At 38.6% G+C, this 16,798-nt stretch carries 11 protein-coding genes and 1 other annotated feature; of the genes, 10 read left to right on the top strand and 1 reads right to left on the bottom strand.

Annotation, left to right across the window (positions count from 1 at the left end):
• The first annotated feature begins 48 nt into the window (after nt 1–48).
• The 5 genes from IGL31_RS07155 to pheT all read left to right on the top strand — a co-directional run bounded on the left by IGL31_RS07155 (nt 49) and on the right by pheT (nt 11,482).
• Entirely contained in the window at nt 49–3,576 is a 3,528-nt protein-coding gene (locus tag IGL31_RS07155) for a PD-(D/E)XK nuclease family protein (RefSeq protein WP_086300111.1), read from the top strand.
• Nucleotides 3,573–7,295 carry a helicase-exonuclease AddAB subunit AddA gene (gene addA / locus IGL31_RS07150; RefSeq protein ID WP_010727796.1) on the top strand — a complete coding sequence of 1,241 codons (3,723 nt, stop codon included), beginning with the start codon at nt 3,573–3,575 and terminating at the stop codon, nt 7,293–7,295. Before IGL31_RS07155 ends, addA begins: the two co-directional genes overlap by 4 nt.
• Nucleotides 7,296–7,363: 68 nt before the next feature.
• Entirely contained in the window at nt 7,364–7,705 is a 342-nt protein-coding gene (locus IGL31_RS07145) for a winged helix-turn-helix transcriptional regulator (protein WP_086300110.1), read from the top strand.
• Between the two features lie 43 nt (nt 7,706–7,748).
• Nucleotides 7,749–7,960: a binding site (T-box leader), on the top strand.
• A 53-nt stretch (nt 7,961–8,013) separates the two neighbouring features.
• Nucleotides 8,014–9,057 (top strand): phenylalanine--tRNA ligase subunit alpha, encoded by a 1,044-nt coding sequence (gene pheS / locus IGL31_RS07140; protein ID WP_086300109.1) that lies wholly within the window; start codon nt 8,014–8,016, stop codon nt 9,055–9,057.
• Nucleotides 9,058–9,061: 4 nt separating this feature from the next.
• Entirely contained in the window at nt 9,062–11,482 is a 2,421-nt protein-coding gene (gene pheT, locus IGL31_RS07135; protein WP_086300108.1) for a phenylalanine--tRNA ligase subunit beta, read from the top strand.
• Nucleotides 11,483–11,651: 169 nt separating this feature from the next.
• Here the strand turns inward: pheT and trpS are convergent, their stop codons facing one another.
• Nucleotides 11,652–12,662: a tryptophan--tRNA ligase gene (gene trpS, locus IGL31_RS07130; RefSeq protein ID WP_002288045.1), complete on the bottom strand. Its 1,011-nt coding sequence runs from the start codon at nt 12,660–12,662 to the stop codon at nt 11,652–11,654.
• A 253-nt stretch (nt 12,663–12,915) separates the two neighbouring features.
• Between trpS and IGL31_RS07125 the strand changes: the two genes are divergently transcribed.
• The 5 genes from IGL31_RS07125 to racE all read left to right on the top strand — a co-directional run bounded on the left by IGL31_RS07125 (nt 12,916) and on the right by racE (nt 16,797).
• Nucleotides 12,916–13,653 carry an amino acid ABC transporter ATP-binding protein gene (locus IGL31_RS07125; RefSeq protein ID WP_002288042.1) on the top strand — a complete coding sequence of 246 codons (738 nt, stop codon included), beginning with the start codon at nt 12,916–12,918 and terminating at the stop codon, nt 13,651–13,653.
• A 13-nt stretch (nt 13,654–13,666) separates the two neighbouring features.
• On the top strand, nt 13,667–14,482 hold the full coding sequence (locus IGL31_RS07120) for a transporter substrate-binding domain-containing protein (protein ID WP_002288041.1): 816 nt from the start codon (nt 13,667–13,669) through the stop codon (nt 14,480–14,482).
• Between the two features lie 12 nt (nt 14,483–14,494).
• Nucleotides 14,495–15,142: an amino acid ABC transporter permease gene (locus IGL31_RS07115; protein WP_002288038.1), complete on the top strand. Its 648-nt coding sequence runs from the start codon at nt 14,495–14,497 to the stop codon at nt 15,140–15,142.
• A 15-nt stretch (nt 15,143–15,157) separates the two neighbouring features.
• Nucleotides 15,158–15,814 (top strand): amino acid ABC transporter permease, encoded by a 657-nt coding sequence (locus IGL31_RS07110; RefSeq protein ID WP_002295785.1) that lies wholly within the window; start codon nt 15,158–15,160, stop codon nt 15,812–15,814.
• 161 nt (nt 15,815–15,975) lie between these two features.
• Entirely contained in the window at nt 15,976–16,797 is an 822-nt protein-coding gene (gene racE, locus IGL31_RS07105) for a glutamate racemase (RefSeq protein WP_086300166.1), read from the top strand.
• Nucleotide 16,798 lies beyond the last annotated feature (1 nt).

The raw sequence follows: 16,798 nt of genomic DNA, 5'->3' as shown, positions 1-16,798 counted from the left end.
TTTGATATAATAAAGGAGCACCGTATCATGTGTTGAAGGAGGAAAAGCATGTCTTTACAATTTATTCTTGGAAACGGGAAAAAAGATCACCGTCAAGTCTTGATCGACGAAGCATCCGCTTGGCTCGACCAGGATGCAAGTAACCAAGTATTTTTCCTTGTTCCCAACTACAGCAAATTCGAACAGGAACAAGAAATTTTAGCGGAGATGCGAAGAAGAAGCGGAAAAAAAGCTTTCAGCACAACAAACGTTCAAGTATTTAGTTTTTATCGTCTGGCTTGGTATTTGCTGCAACAGACAACTCTTCTTACAGGAAATGAATTATCAGAATCAGGATCTGCAATGATCTTGCGACAGATTTTAGAAAAAAATGAGGAAGAATTAACAATCTTTCGCGGAGAAATCAATAAAAGAGGGTTTATTCGTCAATTACAAGAACTCTACAGTGAATTGCGTACAGGAAATATTCAACCAGAAGACCTGATGCTTTTATTTGGTGATTCACCTAATGCAGAAGACCAGCAACTTAAAATGAAAGACTTGAAGCTGATTTTTTCAGCTTATGACAGCGAATTGACTCAACGTGCACTAACAAATGAAGATGCACTATCTATACTAGCAAATTATATGCAGACACAAGATTTCAACAACGTCAAATTTATTGTCAGTGGTTTTTCTCGAATCAATGGTCAAGAGTATCAATTACTGCAGGCAATGATGGAAAAGGGGCAATTGGTTGTCGATTTATTGCTGGATCGTCCTTATACAGCGGATCTTCCAGAAGTACTTACGCTCTTTCATGAGACTGGAAAGCTTTATTTCCGTCTTTTTCAAAGTGCAAGAGAACGGAAAGTCCCTATATTAGTGGACCGATTTGCACCAGAGCAGACTCGTCCGACAGAGCTTCAACTGCTGCAAACAATGTGGGAAGAGACATCTAGCCAAAAGAAAGCGGCAGTACACAAATTAGGGAGACAAGAGCATCTCCATTTGTGGGAAGCTGAAAATCCAACTGAAGAAGTCCGACAATTAGCTGTTGAAATCAGACGACTAGTCAGTGAAGAAAACTACCGTTATCGTGATATCCAAGTGCTGACAAAAAATATGTCTTTATATGGAAATATCCTTCGGCCGATCTTTCAAGAAATGGCAATTCCTTTTTATATCGATGAAGAACAAATGATGGAAAATCATCCGCTGATCGAATGGATCAACAGTCTGTTCGCTCTTGACCGCTATTCTTATCGGCTAAGTGATATTATGCGTTTTTTCAAAACTGAATTATTTCTGTCGACGGAAGCAGAAACCGAACTTGATGAATGGAAACAAGAGCGAGATGAATTCAGGAAAAAACTGGACATCACTGAAAATGTAGCACTTGCTTACAATTATCAAGGAACTTATTGGACTCGTGAAAAAGACTGGCAGTTTGTGGCGTATGATTTTGAAGCAGAACAGATTGAAGACGTACAGTATTTGGAAGAACAGTCAAATACGATTAGACGATTATTTCAGAAAGCTGTACCAGTATTTTTGAAAAAAATAAAGAAAAGCAAAACAGGACAAGAGGCCGCAAATGTTTTTTATCAATTTTTGATCCAAAGTGGCGTACAGCAACAATTATTGTTTTGGCGTAATCAGGAAGTAGACAGAGGAAACTTAGAAGCGGCAAGAAACCATGAGCAGACATGGGGAGCGCTGATTGATCTGTTGGATGAATATGTAGTAATTTATGGTGAATCGGCTTTTGACTGGTCACTGTTCCAAGAAATCATTACGAGTGGTCTAGAAAATCTAAGTTATGGTAAAATCCCTACCGCAATCGACCAAGTGCGAATCAATCGTTTGGAATTAGTTCGACCAAATCAAGCTGCCGTCACTTTTGCATTAGGGTTGAATGATCAAGTGTTTCCAGACCGCAAAGAGACAAAAGGATTGTTGTCCAGTGAAGAACGAGAAGTATTAAATCAGGCCTTGCCAGATGGACAGTTTTTATTCGACCCATCAAAGGAAAGTATCTCTTTTGAGCCTTTCCAAGCCTATCTTGTTTTTCTTTCCGGAACAGATCGATTATATCTTAGTTATGCACAAAGCTATGACACAGATGGTTCGCTGAAGATGTCTCCTTATTTGCGTAGAATCACAGAATATTTATCTGTTCCCGTCGAGAGAAAAGAGCATTTGACGATCGAAAGCGACCCTAATTGTTATGTAGGGACTTACAGAAGCGGAATCAATACAGTCAATAGGATTTATCGATTAGCTTTAGATGAAAAAAAACCTGTACCAAAGCACTGGCAAAAGCTCAAAGAATTAGTACTGAATTCGTCATGGCGAAATTTTGCTTTACAGATTTTTGAAAGTCAGGAACATTTAAATGTTCCTGTTTCGATGCCAGAAAAAATGGCGGAAGAGCTTTATGGAAAAGAAATTTATACTTCAATTTCACGTATGGAGAATTTTTATAATTGTGAATACAAATACTTCATGCAATTTGGTTTGAAATTGAAAGAACGAACTGTTTATGGTCTAACTCCAGCAGCAACTGGTGATTTTTATCATGAATCATTGGATCGTTTCTTCAAGCTACTGTTTTCAAACCAATTATCCTTAGTGAATATGTCCGATACGCAGCGTAGAGACTTTACTGAAAAAGTGCTGCAGGAAGTATTCGGAGAACTTCGGTTTGAGATATTGGATAGTTCTGCAAGAATGAACTATATCCGCTACCAGTTAGGACAGACGATTCAAAAAGTGGCATGGGCTTTGCAAAAACAGAGCAAAAATACAGGCATGCATCCTCTTCAGACAGAGATTCTATTTGGTCAGATTGCTGGAGCAAAAGGTATCACAGGTCTGGAATTACCGTTGAGTAATGGTGGAAAACTCCATGTTCGAGGGAAAATCGATCGAATCGATGTAGCTTCTGAACAAGAAGATACTTGGCTAAGCGTCGTTGATTACAAATCTAGCGGACGTTCATTCGATGTCACAGAAGCTTATTATGGCATGGCTATGCAATTATTGACGTATCTGGACGTAGCATTGATGGATGCGGTACGTTTGACTGGAAAGGCGGCTGTTAAACCAGCAGGATCATATTATTTACATGTTCATAATCCTGTATTGACGGAGACAGATGATGTAGAGAAGAATACATTGAAAAAATTTAGTTATGATGGCGTTTTTGTCGATGATCCCGCTCTTTTAGAAGTACTAGATCATTCACTGGAAGCAAAAGAACAATCACTGATCTATCCAGTGAAAAAAAATGCGAAAGATGAATACCAAAAAGGTAGTTTCAGTAAAGACAAATTTTTCACGGAAGAAGAACTGCAACTATTCATGGCGCATAATCGGGAAAATATGCGGTTAGCTGGAGATGCGATTACTTCCGGAGAAATCAAACTAAATCCAGCTTATAAAGATAAACAGCGGATTGCCTGCGAATTTTGTCCATTCAGAAGCATCTGTACGTTTGATGTGATGCTGAAAGAAAATAATTACCACCGTCTGGAGAAAATAGATAAGGAAGAAGCACTGCGTAGAATATTGAAAAGGAGTGAAGAAGAGTGAATCAAATTCCTTTAAAACCGCAAAATGAACGATTCACAGATGATCAGTGGCAAGCGATTTTTGATCAAGGAGATAATCTATTAGTCTCTGCGTCTGCCGGATCAGGTAAAACTACAGTGCTTGTTCGAAGAGTGATTGAAAAACTAAAAATGGGTTTTGATATCGATGAATTATTGATTGTGACATTTACTGAAGCTGCCGCAAGAGAAATGAAAGAAAGAATTCAAGAGGCATTACAAGAATCCGTCAATAGCGAAAGTGACCCTGTACGTAGACAGCATTTTACTAAGCAGTTAGTTTTATTGCCCACAGCGAATATCTCAACCTTACATGCTTTTTGCCTGACAGTTATTCGACGTTATTATTACTTAATTGATATTGATCCAGTCTTTCGCATGTTAACAGATGAAACAGAAACGATCTTGATGAAGGAGGATGTGTGGGACGAGCTGAGAGAAGCACTTTATGCAGAAAATGATGAACGATTTTTCCAATTAACAATGAATTTTTCTAATGATCGTTCAGATGACGGCTTGACGAATCTGGTGTTTTCTCTTTATGAGTTTGCCCGTGCCAACCCTGACCCCCAAAAATGGCTAGAACAGTTAAGCGATAATTATCGTTTGCCTGAGGGGCTAGCGAAATCTCGATTATATCAAGAACAAATCCGTCCTTTAGTTTTGGCAGATATATACCAATGTGTACAATTATATGAACAGATGACTCAGTTAGCACAAGGTGAAGGATTAGAAAAAATGCATGAGCAAGTAGCTGGAGAACAACAGCAGATCAAGAATATCTATGAAGCGTTCTCGCAAGATCGGTTAGAAGAAGCTTATGCTGGTTTGGAACAACTAACTTTTTCAACTTTTAAGAGCAGTCGGAAAGCAGAATTGAAAGAAATTTCCAATGAAGTCAAGGGCATGAGGGATAAAGCAAAAAAACTGATTCAGCAGATAAGTAAAAGTTATTTTCCTGTTTCCCCAAGCCAAATGGAAGAATTAACGGACAAAGCACTACCGTTAGTCGAAGAAATGACAAAAGTCACGCAAAGCTTCATGGACGGTTTCAGTATGCGTAAACGGGAAAAAGGTGTGCTGGATTTCAATGATCTGGAACATTTAGCGTTGCAGATTCTCACAGAAAAAACGAAAGATGTATGGCTGCCAAGTGAAGCTTCAAAACATTATCGAAAAAAATTCAAAGAAGTAATGGTAGATGAATATCAAGACGTGAACCAATTACAAGAAGCCATTTTATACTGGCTAAGAGAACCTGATGATACAAAAGGAAATATGTTCATGGTTGGGGATGTCAAACAATCCATCTATTCTTTCCGTTTAGCAGATCCTAGTTTATTTATCGGGAAATACGAGAATTTCTCAAAGAAAGAAGGCGGACGTCGAATCGTTTTGGCTGAGAACTTCCGCTCTAGAAAAGAAGTCCTTTCTTTTACGAATCTTATTTTTGAACAACTAATGGATCCAGCAGTGGGTCAAATCAATTATGACGAAGCAGCCAAACTGATCCAAGGATTTTCAGACTTTCCAGAGAATGAACAGTTTGAGCCGGAAATCATGATCTATGAAAAAGAACAGGAAGAATCAGAGATTGAGATTCCGACGGATGATATACTGGAAGACAAAACAGAAGGCGAACTTTTTATGACAGGACTAAAAATTCGTCAATTAATTGATTCCTCCTTTATGATTTATGATAAAAAATCAAAAAAAAGTCGTCCGATAGAGTACAAAGACATTGTTCTCTTGACACCTACAAAGAAGAACAACTTAACGATTTTAGAGATTTTCAAAACATTGGATATTCCATTAGAGATGAATGATGCTCAAAACTATTTTCAAGCGACAGAAATTCGCACGATGATCTCGCTGCTACAATTAATCGATAATCCCTATCAAGATATTCCGCTTGCGGCTGTATTGCGCTCACCGATCGTGGGTCTGATTGAACCAGAATTAGCCAGCATTCGATTAGCTGACCGTGCACATACTTACTATGATGCTGTGCTTGCTTATCAAGCATCAAACGAAGATGAATTAGCAGCTAAGCTGGAACATTTTGGCAAGCAACTAGAGCATTGGCGAGAACTTGCTCGCCGTTCTTCGATCACTGACTTGTTATGGGATATCTATTATGAGACGGGATATCTAGAGTATGTGGTCGGTCTGCCAGCAGGGGCACAGAGACAAGCCAATCTTTATGCATTGGTTGATCGTGCCAAAGCTTACGAGCAAAGTTCTTTCAGAGGATTATACCAGTTCGTGCGTTTCATTGAAAAAATGCAAGAAAAAGATAAAGACTTAGCAGAACCAGTCATTTCAATAGAAGATAATGCTGTTCGCGTTATGACGATCCATGCAAGTAAAGGCTTGGAATTCCCAGTTGTATTTTTGTTAGATATGACAAAGGAGTTCAACTTACAAGACTTGCGCAATCGGTATGCTTTTGAAGAAAAACTTGGAGCAGGAATTCGCTATATGGATCCTGAAACACGAGTGTTATATGATACGTTACCGTTTCAAGCCATCAAATTGGCAAAGCAAAACAAATTGTTGTCGGAAGAAATGCGTAAATTGTATGTAGGATTGACTCGGGCAGAACAAAAGCTTTTCATTGTCGGTTCCTATAAAAATAAAGAGCAAATGATCCAAACGTGGTCTGAAGCAGCTGATCATGAGGAGTTGGTTTTTGATCCTGCGCTACGTTTGAAGGGCAGAAGCAGCTTGATGAATTGGATTGGTTACGGATTGATCCGTCATCCTGAAATGCAGAAATACTTAGAGGAAGAAATTTCGACTTCTCTTCTTCAACATTCAAATGCACAGTTTTCTATTTCATGGATGAATCAGCAATCGATCATTGAACAAAGACAGTTGCTTGCTGAAAAAGAACTGGTTAACTTAGATCAGCAGATGAAAGAAGATGAAACTTTATTAGCAGATTCGTTACAAAAACGTCTGGCATATGAATATCCTTATCAAGCTTCTTCACAAACCACAAGTTATCAATCTGTATCTGAAATCAAACGATTATTCGAAGATCCAGATGATACACAAGAATCACGTTTGACTCTGGAAAGCAGTCAGAACAAAGCAGCATCCCGTCAATTTCGTTATACGCAAGAACAACTAGCAGAACCAAAATTTTTGCAAAAAGATCGGCAAGTGTCAGCAGCTGCTGTTGGAACTGCTACGCATGCTTTGTTACAATTACTGCCATTAGAGATGCCAACTACAGAGAGTATCCATCAAAAATTACAGGAATTGGTAAGGAAACGGTTAGTAGACGAAAAAGTCGCGAAAAAAGTAGATGTTTCTTCTATTATATGGTTCTTTCAAACAGAACTTGGTCAACAGCTGATTGCCAACAAAGAAAACGTAAAACGAGAACAACCTTTTTCCATGCTGCTTCCTGCTGACGAAGTATTTCAAGACTATCCAAATCAAGAAGATGAACTATTAATCCACGGAATCGTCGATGGATACCTAGAAGAAAAAGATCATCTCAATATCTATGATTTTAAAACAGATTTTATTTTACATCCGGATGATCCAGCAGAAATAGATGCAATCGTCCAAAAATATCAAGGACAGCTAAGACTTTACCAACAAGCAATGTCAGAAGCTTTGAATAAGCCAGTAGAAAATGTTTTCCTAATTTTGCTTCGAGTGAAACAAATTATAAACATTAACAAATAATTATAATTGAGCAAACTTGACTTATGTTTTGTAAGGATTATGCTATACTCTGGGAAGAGGTGAGTATGATGAAGCTAACACAGACAGAATTCGTTTTATGCCCTAAATTTGAAAAAACATTCTCTATTTTAGGAAAAAAATGGAACGGATTGATTATCGATGTACTACTCGAAAACGGTCCGCAACGCTTTGTTGAGCTTGCGGCAAAAATCCCGATGGTCAGTGATCGAGTATTAGTCGAACGCTTGAAGGAATTAGAAAAAGAAGGAATAGTCACTCGAAACTTTGCCTGTAGCGAAAAGAGCCGTTCAGAATATCTCTTGACTGAAAAAGGAGCAGACTTGCAAAAAGCGATGCGTCAAATACAAGTTTGGAGCGAAAAATGGGTCACAGAGGAAGAATGCGGTTGATTTTGTAAAAAAAATCTTGTAAACTATAGTCCATACGAATAAGTAAAGAACGATGACGAAAAAGAGTAGTTTGGCTAAACCAGTTCAGGGAGATCTGTCGCAGACTGAAAGCAGATCCTGTGTTTGAAAAATGAAGTTCACTTTCCGAGTTCGTCTGATAAAATCAGACCGGCAATTGTCGTTAACGAAGTAAGAGTGCGGTGTAAGTCATTTATCCGCAAATTAGGATGGTAACGCGAAGACCTCGTTCCTTAACAGGAATGAGGTCTTTTTGTTTTGTATTTGGAATTTAAAGGAGGAACAAGCACATGTCTCTACAAGCACAATTAGAGAGCTTGAAAGAAGCAACGCTCATCAAAATCACAGCGGCACAAGATTTAAATGAATTAAATCAAATACGTGTTGAAACGTTAGGAAAAAAAGGACCGATCACAGAAGTATTACGTGGGATGAAAGATCTAAGTCCAGAAGAGCGACCAAAAGTCGGAAGTTTCGCAAATGAGATCCGAGATCTTTTGACAGAAGAGATCGAGCGAAAAAAACAAGTATTAGAAGAAGAAGCGTTAAATGCAGCTTTGGCAAAAGAAACAATAGACGTGACACTACCTGGTAGAAAAGTAAAACATGGTACACGTCATATCGTGACACAAATCATGGAAGAAATTGAAGATATTTTTGTGGGTATGGGCTATCAGATCGTAGAAGGATATGAAGTAGAATCTGATCATTACAATTTCGAACGGATGAATCTGCCAAAAGATCATCCAGCAAGGGACATGCAAGATACTTTCTATATTTCAGACGAGATATTGATTCGGACACATACTTCACCAGTCCAAGCACGGACAATGGAAAAACATGATTTCTCTAAGGGTGCTCTACGAATGATCTCGCCAGGGAAAGTCTTCCGCAGAGATACAGATGATGCGACCCACAGTCATCAGTTCCATCAAATTGAAGGGCTAGTTGTTGATAAAAACATCACAATGGGCGACCTTAAAGGAACATTAGAAGTCGTAATGAAAAAAATGTTTGGGGAAGATCGTGAAATTCGTTTGCGTCCAAGTTATTTCCCATTTACGGAACCATCAGTAGAAGTAGATGTCAGCTGTTTCAAATGTGGTGGTGCCGGTTGTAACGTATGTAAATACACTGGATGGATCGAAATTTTAGGAGCTGGCATGGTACACCCGAATGTGTTGAAGATGTCAGGAATCGATCCAGAAGAATATTCAGGCTTTGCTTTCGGCCTTGGACCAGACCGCGTAGCTATGTTGCGGTATGGAGTGAATGATATCCGTAATTTCTATCAAAATGACTTACGTTTCTTAAGTCAGTTCAAGGGGGAGTAAGAAGATGTTAGTTTCATATAAATGGCTCAATCGTTATGTAGATTTATCGAATGTAACACCAAAAGAATTAGCGGATAAGATGTCTGTGACAGGAATCGAAGTAGAGGGAGTAACGGTTCCAGAAGAAGGCTTGAAAAAAATCGTTGTCGGTGAAGTCAAGGAATGCGTACCACATCCAGATTCTGATCACCTTTCTATTTGTCAAGTCGATATTGGCGAAGACGAACTGTCTCAAATCGTTTGTGGAGCGCCTAATGTGAAGGTTGGAATCAAAGTGATTGTTGCACTTCCTAACTCACGTATCGCTGGTAATGTAAAAATCAAAAAAGGAAAAATGCGTGGCCAAGTATCAAATGGCATGATTTGCTCATTACAAGAAATTGGCTATTCAGATAGTGTTATACCGAAAGAATACGCTGAAGGTATCTATTATATGCCACAAGAAGCTGTAAATGGCGATCCAGTTTTTCCTTATTTGGATATGGATGATTCGATTATTGAATTATCTATCACACCGAATCGTGCGGATGCATTGTCAATGCGTGGCGTAGCTTATGAAGTTGGGGCAATTTATCGTCAGACTCCTACATTCGATGACGAAAAGCTGGTAGAATCCTTACGACCTGCTAGCGATAAAATTCAAGTGGAAGTTGAAGATAAAGAAGCAGTTCCTGCTTATCAAATCAGAATCATTGAAGGAGTAAGAATCCAGCCAAGTCCTCAATGGCTGCAAAATCTTTTGATGAACGAAGGCATTCGTCCAATCAACAATGTAGTAGATGTGACGAACTATATTTTGCTTTTATTCGGACAACCACTACATGCATTTGACTACGACAAATTGAAATCAAAAGAGATCTTTGTCCGCCGTGCAAAAGAAAATGAAACATTAGTAACACTAGATGGAGAATCTCGGGAATTGACAACTGACAATCTCGTCATTACTAACGGCAAAGAACCAGTTGCTTTAGCTGGTGTCATGGGAGGGTTAGACTCAGAGATCACGAATGAAACAACAACAGTTGCACTAGAATCTGCTTTATTTGATCCAATTTCGATTCGTCGTACAGCAAAACAATTTAATTTGCGTAGTGAATCCTCTGCACGTTTTGAAAAAGGAATCAACCATGCGACTGTTGGAGAAGCCAGTGAGGTTGCTGCAGCAATGATCGTTTCTCTTGCGGGTGGGGAAGTTCTACAAGGCGCGGTCAAAGGTTCAGAGATCAAAGCAGAAGACGTATCAGTGAAGATTTCACTTGAACGCATCAATCAATATTTAGGAACATCTCTTGTCGTTAAAGAAGTAAATGAGATTTTTGAAGCACTTGGATTTAGCTATGAAGAAAAGGATCATGTTTATTCCGTAGTAGTACCACCAAGACGCTGGGATATCCAAATCGAAGCAGATATTATCGAAGAAGTTGCTCGTATTTATGGATACGACCAGTTGCCATCTACACTTCCAAGTGGAGAAACGGTTGCTGGAAGCTTGTCAAAAGAACAAGAAACTACTCGTAAAATTCGTACGATCTTTGAAGGAAGCGGATTGAGCGAAGCAATCAGTTATGCATTGACAACAGAAGAAAAATCAAGACAGTTTGTTATAAAAGAAAGCAATATTACACGTTTGGACTGGCCAATGAGTGAAGAGCGTTCTGTATTGCGAATGAATTTGATCAGCGGATTATTAGATGATATCAGTTATAACACTGCCCGAAAAAATACAGAGATTGCTTTATATGAAATTGGTCGGGTGTTCTTCCAAGAAAATGATCCACGTACACATCTGCCGCAAGAAGTAAAACATGCAGCAATCGCTATTTCTGGTATTTGGGAAGAAAAAGATTGGCAGACGAAAGCTCAAAATGTAGACTTTTTCACCATCAAGGGTCTTTTAGAAAACTTATTTGAACAACTAGGCATCACTGAAGATATCCATTATCAAACAGTGACAGAAATGAAGGAAATGCATCCTGGAAGAACTGCTGCGATTTACCTTGGCGAAAAATTTATTGGTTTTGTCGGTCAAGTGCATCCAACGATTGCAAAAATTTATGATATTCCAGAAACATATGTTGCTGAGTTTGATTTATCTGCTGTAGTGGAAGCTGCTCAAAAAGGGATCGTTTTCGAAGCAGTGACAAAATTCCCAGCAGTCAGCCGGGACATCGCTTTGCTTGTAAAAGAAACTGTGACAAATCAGGAATTAACAGAAGTTATCCGTTCTGCTGCCGGAAGATTTTTAACAGATATTCAATTATTTGATGTCTATCAAGGAGAAAACATTGAAAAAGGACATAAATCCATGGCGTATAGCCTGACATTCGTCAACCCAGAAGCAACATTGACAGATGAAGAAATCAATAAAGGAATGGAAAAAGTCGAAAAAGCGTTGGTAGAAAACCTAGAGGCAAGTATTCGCTAAGAGGGAAAATATAGTAAGTAACGATCAAGTAGCTTTTGAAGACCATACATTTGAAAAAGAGATGTGACACAACTTCGTCACATCTCTTTTTTTGATTTTAAAAAAGGAATAGCACAGAGACGAGATAAAAAAACAGGCCTTTACAGCCTGCTTTTTTAGAGTAAATGAATTAATGGAAGTAATTGATTCCCATTGCTGATTTTACTTCAGAAAGTGTTTGTGCAGCTACTTTAGCAGCTTCTTCACTACCTTTACGTAAGATTTCCATAACAGCTGAAGGATCTTTTTCCAATTCTTCTCGGCGCGCACGGATCGGTGCAAATTCAGCTTCCAATACATCAATGAGGTATCGTTTGATCTTTACATCACCAAGTCCGCCGCGGCGGTAATGAGCTTTCATTTCTTCAATTGCTTCTTTATCTGTTCCGAATACATCCAAGTAGGTGAAGACCATATTCCCTTCTACTTGTCCAGGATCTTGTACATGGATGTGGTTTGGATCAGTATACATACTCATGACTTTTTTCTGTAAGACATCGGCAGGATCGGAGATATAAATACCGTTTCCTAACGATTTACTCATTTTGCCATTTCCATCGATTCCAGGTAATCTACCCATTCCTTTTGGTGGGAATACGCCTTTTGGTTCCACCAAGACTTCACCATATGTATGATTGAAGCTTTGTACGATTTCCTGTGTCTGCTCTAGCATTGGTTTTTGATCCTCACCAACAGGTACAAGATTCGCTTTGAATGCAGTGATATCTGCTGCTTGAGAAACAGGATAGATAAAGAATCCTGTAGGCACGCTTTCACCGAATTTTTTTTGTTCGATTTCTGTTTTGACAGTCGGATTGCGCCGAACGCGTCCTACGCTGACTAAGTTCAAATAATACATGGTTAATTCAGCTAATTCCGGAATTTGTGATTGGATAAATAAAGTAGATTTTGCAGGATCTAATCCCACGGCTAAATAGTCTAAAGCAACTTGCAAGACATTTGATGAAACCTTCTCAGGATTTTTAGCATTATCTGTCAGTGCTTGCATGTCAGCAATCATGACAAACAGTTGGTTGTCTTCATCTGCCTGCATAGCCACTCGGGTTTTTAGAGAACCGACGTAATGCCCTAAATGCAGCTTCCCAGTTGGTCGATCTCCCGTTAAAATAATATTTTTCAAAAAAGACACCTCTTTACGATTTGTAAGTCTGAGCACTTAATATCTTACCGTTTTTCCTGAAAAGAAACAACAGTTCCTAATGAAAAAACAAGGAAAGAGGATAAAATAACTAATAGATTAGAAATGGAAGAAATATTTATGGGAGAATAAACGTTCTAAGAAACTTTACAAATTACTAAACTATCAGATATAATGTATTTTATTATACATCTTTAAAAGAAATCTTACTAAATAATAATGGGAGTGTAATTCTATGGCAATGATTAAATTTGATCACGTGGATAAATATTATGGCAAGTTCCACGCATTAAAAAATATCAATCTCGAATTCGAGAAAGGAGAAGTTGTCGTTGTCATTGGTCCTTCTGGTTCAGGAAAGAGCACGATGCTTCGCTGTATCAATGGATTAGAGACGATTTCTTCAGGCAAGCTACTAATTAATGATACTGACTTGCATGATAAAAAGACAAAGTTGACAGAAGTCCGAAAGAATATCGGCATGGTTTTCCAGCATTTCAATTTGTATCCTAATAAAACCGTTCTGGAAAATATTACATTAGCACCAATCAAAGTGTTAAAGCAAGACCAGGCAACTGCAGTCAAAAACGCTGAGAAATTTCTGAAAACTGTCAATATGTTAGATAAGAAAGATTCTTATCCTTCCATGTTATCCGGGGGACAACAGCAACGGGTGGCAATCGCCAGAGGTTTAGCGATGAATCCTGAGATGCTGCTGTTTGATGAACCTACTTCTGCTTTGGATCCGGAAATGATTGGTGATGTATTAGACGTTATGAAAAAATTGGCTCATGACGGTATGTCAATGATTGTCGTGACACATGAAATGGGCTTTGCCAAAGAAGTGGCGGATCGTGTTATCTTCATGGCTGATGGAGAAGTATTGGAAGACAGCAGAAATGTGAGAGACTTTTTCGAAAATCCAAATGAAGTCCGAGCTCAGCAATTTATCAGTAAAGTTATCAATCATTGATAGGAGGAAAAAGATGCGCAGGTTAAAAAAAATACGCCTGATTTTCCTTTTAGGCATTGCTTTTCTTGCACTAGCCGGATGTAAAGGAAATGGGTTGGCAAATGAAGATATTTTAGAGCGAAGCAAATCTACCAATGAAATCATCTGGGGTGTCAAGTATGATACTCGATTATTTGGAATGATGGATATTGAGAGCAGAACTGTACAAGGATTTGATGTAGATATTGCAAAAGCAATCACTAAAAAGATCCTTGGTGACAATGGAAAAACAGAATTTGTTGAAGTCACTTCTAAAACTCGGATTCCATTATTGAAAAACGGAAATATCGATGCAATTATTGCAACGATGACGATCACAGATGAACGAAAAAAACAGGTCGACTTTTCAGATGTCTATTTCGATGCTGGCCAAGCTTTGTTGGTAAAGAAAGGAAGCCAAATCAAAAGTGTAGATGATTTGAATGCTTCTACAACGGTTCTAGCAGTCAAAGGTTCTACATCGGCTGCGAATATCCGACAGCATGCACCAGATGCAAAAATTTTAGAATTAGAAAACTATGCAGAAGCATTCACTGCTTTACAATCTGGTCAGGGAGACGCGATGACCACAGATAATGCGATTTTGTTAGGGATTGCAGATGAAAATCCAGAGTATGAGTTAGTTGGTGGAACATTTACTAATGAGCCTTACGGAATTGCGATCAACAAAGGGCAAGAAAACTTCTTGAAAGCTGTTAATCAAGCGCTAGAGGAAATGCATGCAGATGGCACATACGATAAAATCTATCAAAAATGGTTTCCAAATGAAACTGAAGGAAAAGTAGAGTAAGGAGGAGAGGCAATGAGCGAATTGATACAGACTTATGGACCAATCTTTGTTGACGGGTTCAAGATCACATTGTTTTCGAGTGTCTTAGCACTTGTGTTTAGTTTGATTATCGGAACGTTAATGGCAATCTTCCAATTATCAAAGAATAAAGTAGTGAGCGCCTTAGCAAAGGCATATGTAGAATTTTTTAGAAACATTCCATTATTAATCATCGTGATGTTTTTTTATGTTGTCGTACCGATTTATTGGTTTAATCTAGATGGATTCCAAGCAGGTACGATTGGATTAACGATCTATACATCTGCTTTTATTGCTGAAACAGTACGTTCAGGGATTCAAACCGTACCAAAAGGTCAAACAGAAGCAGGACTATCTTCTGGTTTTACCTATTCAGAAATCATGCGTTATATTGTTTTACCGCAAGCATTCAAAATCGTTATTCCGCCATTAGGCAACCAATTTATCAACCTCGTAAAAAACTCATCTATTTTAGCAATCGTAGCTGGTTTAGATTTGATGTATCAAGGAGACTTGATCGCCAGTGAAACATTCAATACCTTCGATACGTATATCATCGTTGGGTTATTTTACTTAGTTATCACGCTACCGTTATCTTACTTAATGGTTTATCTTGAGAAAAAATGGGCGGTTCGTTCATAGAAGGAGGGGAAATACATGGATTTTAGCGGCGCTTTTTCATGGATGAATATCCGTTTTTTATTGGAAGGATTAAAGGTTACTGTTGAAGTTTCATTGTTTTCGATCATTTTTAGTTTCTTGATCGGTGGTCTGACAGGTGTGATTCGTTTTGCGAATATCCCTTTCTTTTCCAAAATCCTTGGTGTAGTGATTGATATTATACGGAATCTTCCATTATTATTGATCATTTTCTTCACTTACTTTGCCTTACCTCAAATCGGCATTCAGATGAACATCTTCTGGTCCGCTGTCGCAGCATTAACGATTTTTGAGTCAGCTATGTTGTCGGAAATTTTCCGAGCTGGACTCAATGCTGTTCCAAAAGGACAGATGGAAGCAGGATTATCAACGGGACTGACTTATGTAGAAACGATGCGAACGATCGTGTTACCGCAAGCATTTAAATCAATGATCCCGGCAATTGTGAGCCAATTGATTTCACTGATCAAAGATACTTCATTAGCAGTAATCATTTCTTTACCTGAACTTTCTCATCAGGCACGTATTATTTATGGACAGAACACCAATTATGTGCTTCCGATGTTCATCATCATGACACTTATGTACTTCGTGGTATGTTACGCGCTTTCTCTGCTTTCCGGTTACTTGGAAAAGAGACGGTACAGTTATTAATAGATGATTCTTTTAGCGGTTGTGGCAAACTAAAGTCACAACCGCTTTTCCTCTTTCCATTCGAAAAAAAGAGATTTCGATTGTTTTAAGCAAGTAAGAGCACTTGAAAATTCACGCTAAAAAGTACACAATAGGGAGGATAGAATTTATTGAAAAAAAGGATGATACGATTGACAGATAATCGCCCTATCGGATTTATTGATTCAGGTGTCGGCGGCTTGACTGTAGTAAAAGAAGCCCTGAAACAATTACCGAATGAAAATATTTTATTTGTAGGAGACACAGCACGCTGCCCATATGGCCCTAGACCCGCGGAACAGGTAATCCAGTATACTTGGGAAATGACGGATTATCTAGTGGATCAAGGAATCAAGATGCTGGTGATCGCCTGCAATACCGCAACTGCGGTGGCTTTAGAAGAAATCAAAGCTGCTCTTTCTATTCCAGTCATCGGTGTGATCCTTCCCGGTACTAGAGCGGCAGTAAAAAAAACACAAAATAAACAAGTTGGCATTATCGGTACGATTGGTACAGTAAAAAGTCGAGCTTATGAAAAAGCCCTGAAAGAGAAAGTACCAGAATTGACTGTGACAAGTCTTGCTTGTCCAAAATTTGTTTCAGTTGTCGAAAGTAATGAATACCATTCATCGGTGGCGAAAAAAATTGTGGCAGAAACATTAGCTCCTTTAACCACTAAAAAAATCGATACATTGATTTTGGGATGCACCCATTATCCATTATTACGCCCCATCATTCAAAATGTAGTGGGAGAAAATGTTCAACTGATCGATTCTGGAGCAGAAACAGTAGGTGAAGTATCTATGCTGTTAGATTATTTCAATCTGAGCAATTCACCGCAAAATGGTCGGACATTATGCCAGTTTTATACAACTGGCTCTGCCAAACTTTTCGAGGAAATAGCTGAAGACTGGCTTGGAATCGGACACTTAAATGTAGAACATATCGAATTGGGAGGAAAATAAG

Origin of the sequence: Enterococcus sp. MSG3290 (genome assembly GCF_050555565.1) — a bacterium.
GTDB classification, from domain to species: domain Bacteria; phylum Bacillota; class Bacilli; order Lactobacillales; family Enterococcaceae; genus Enterococcus_B; species Enterococcus_B faecium.
This window is presented reverse-complemented; position numbering and strand designations above follow the sequence as displayed.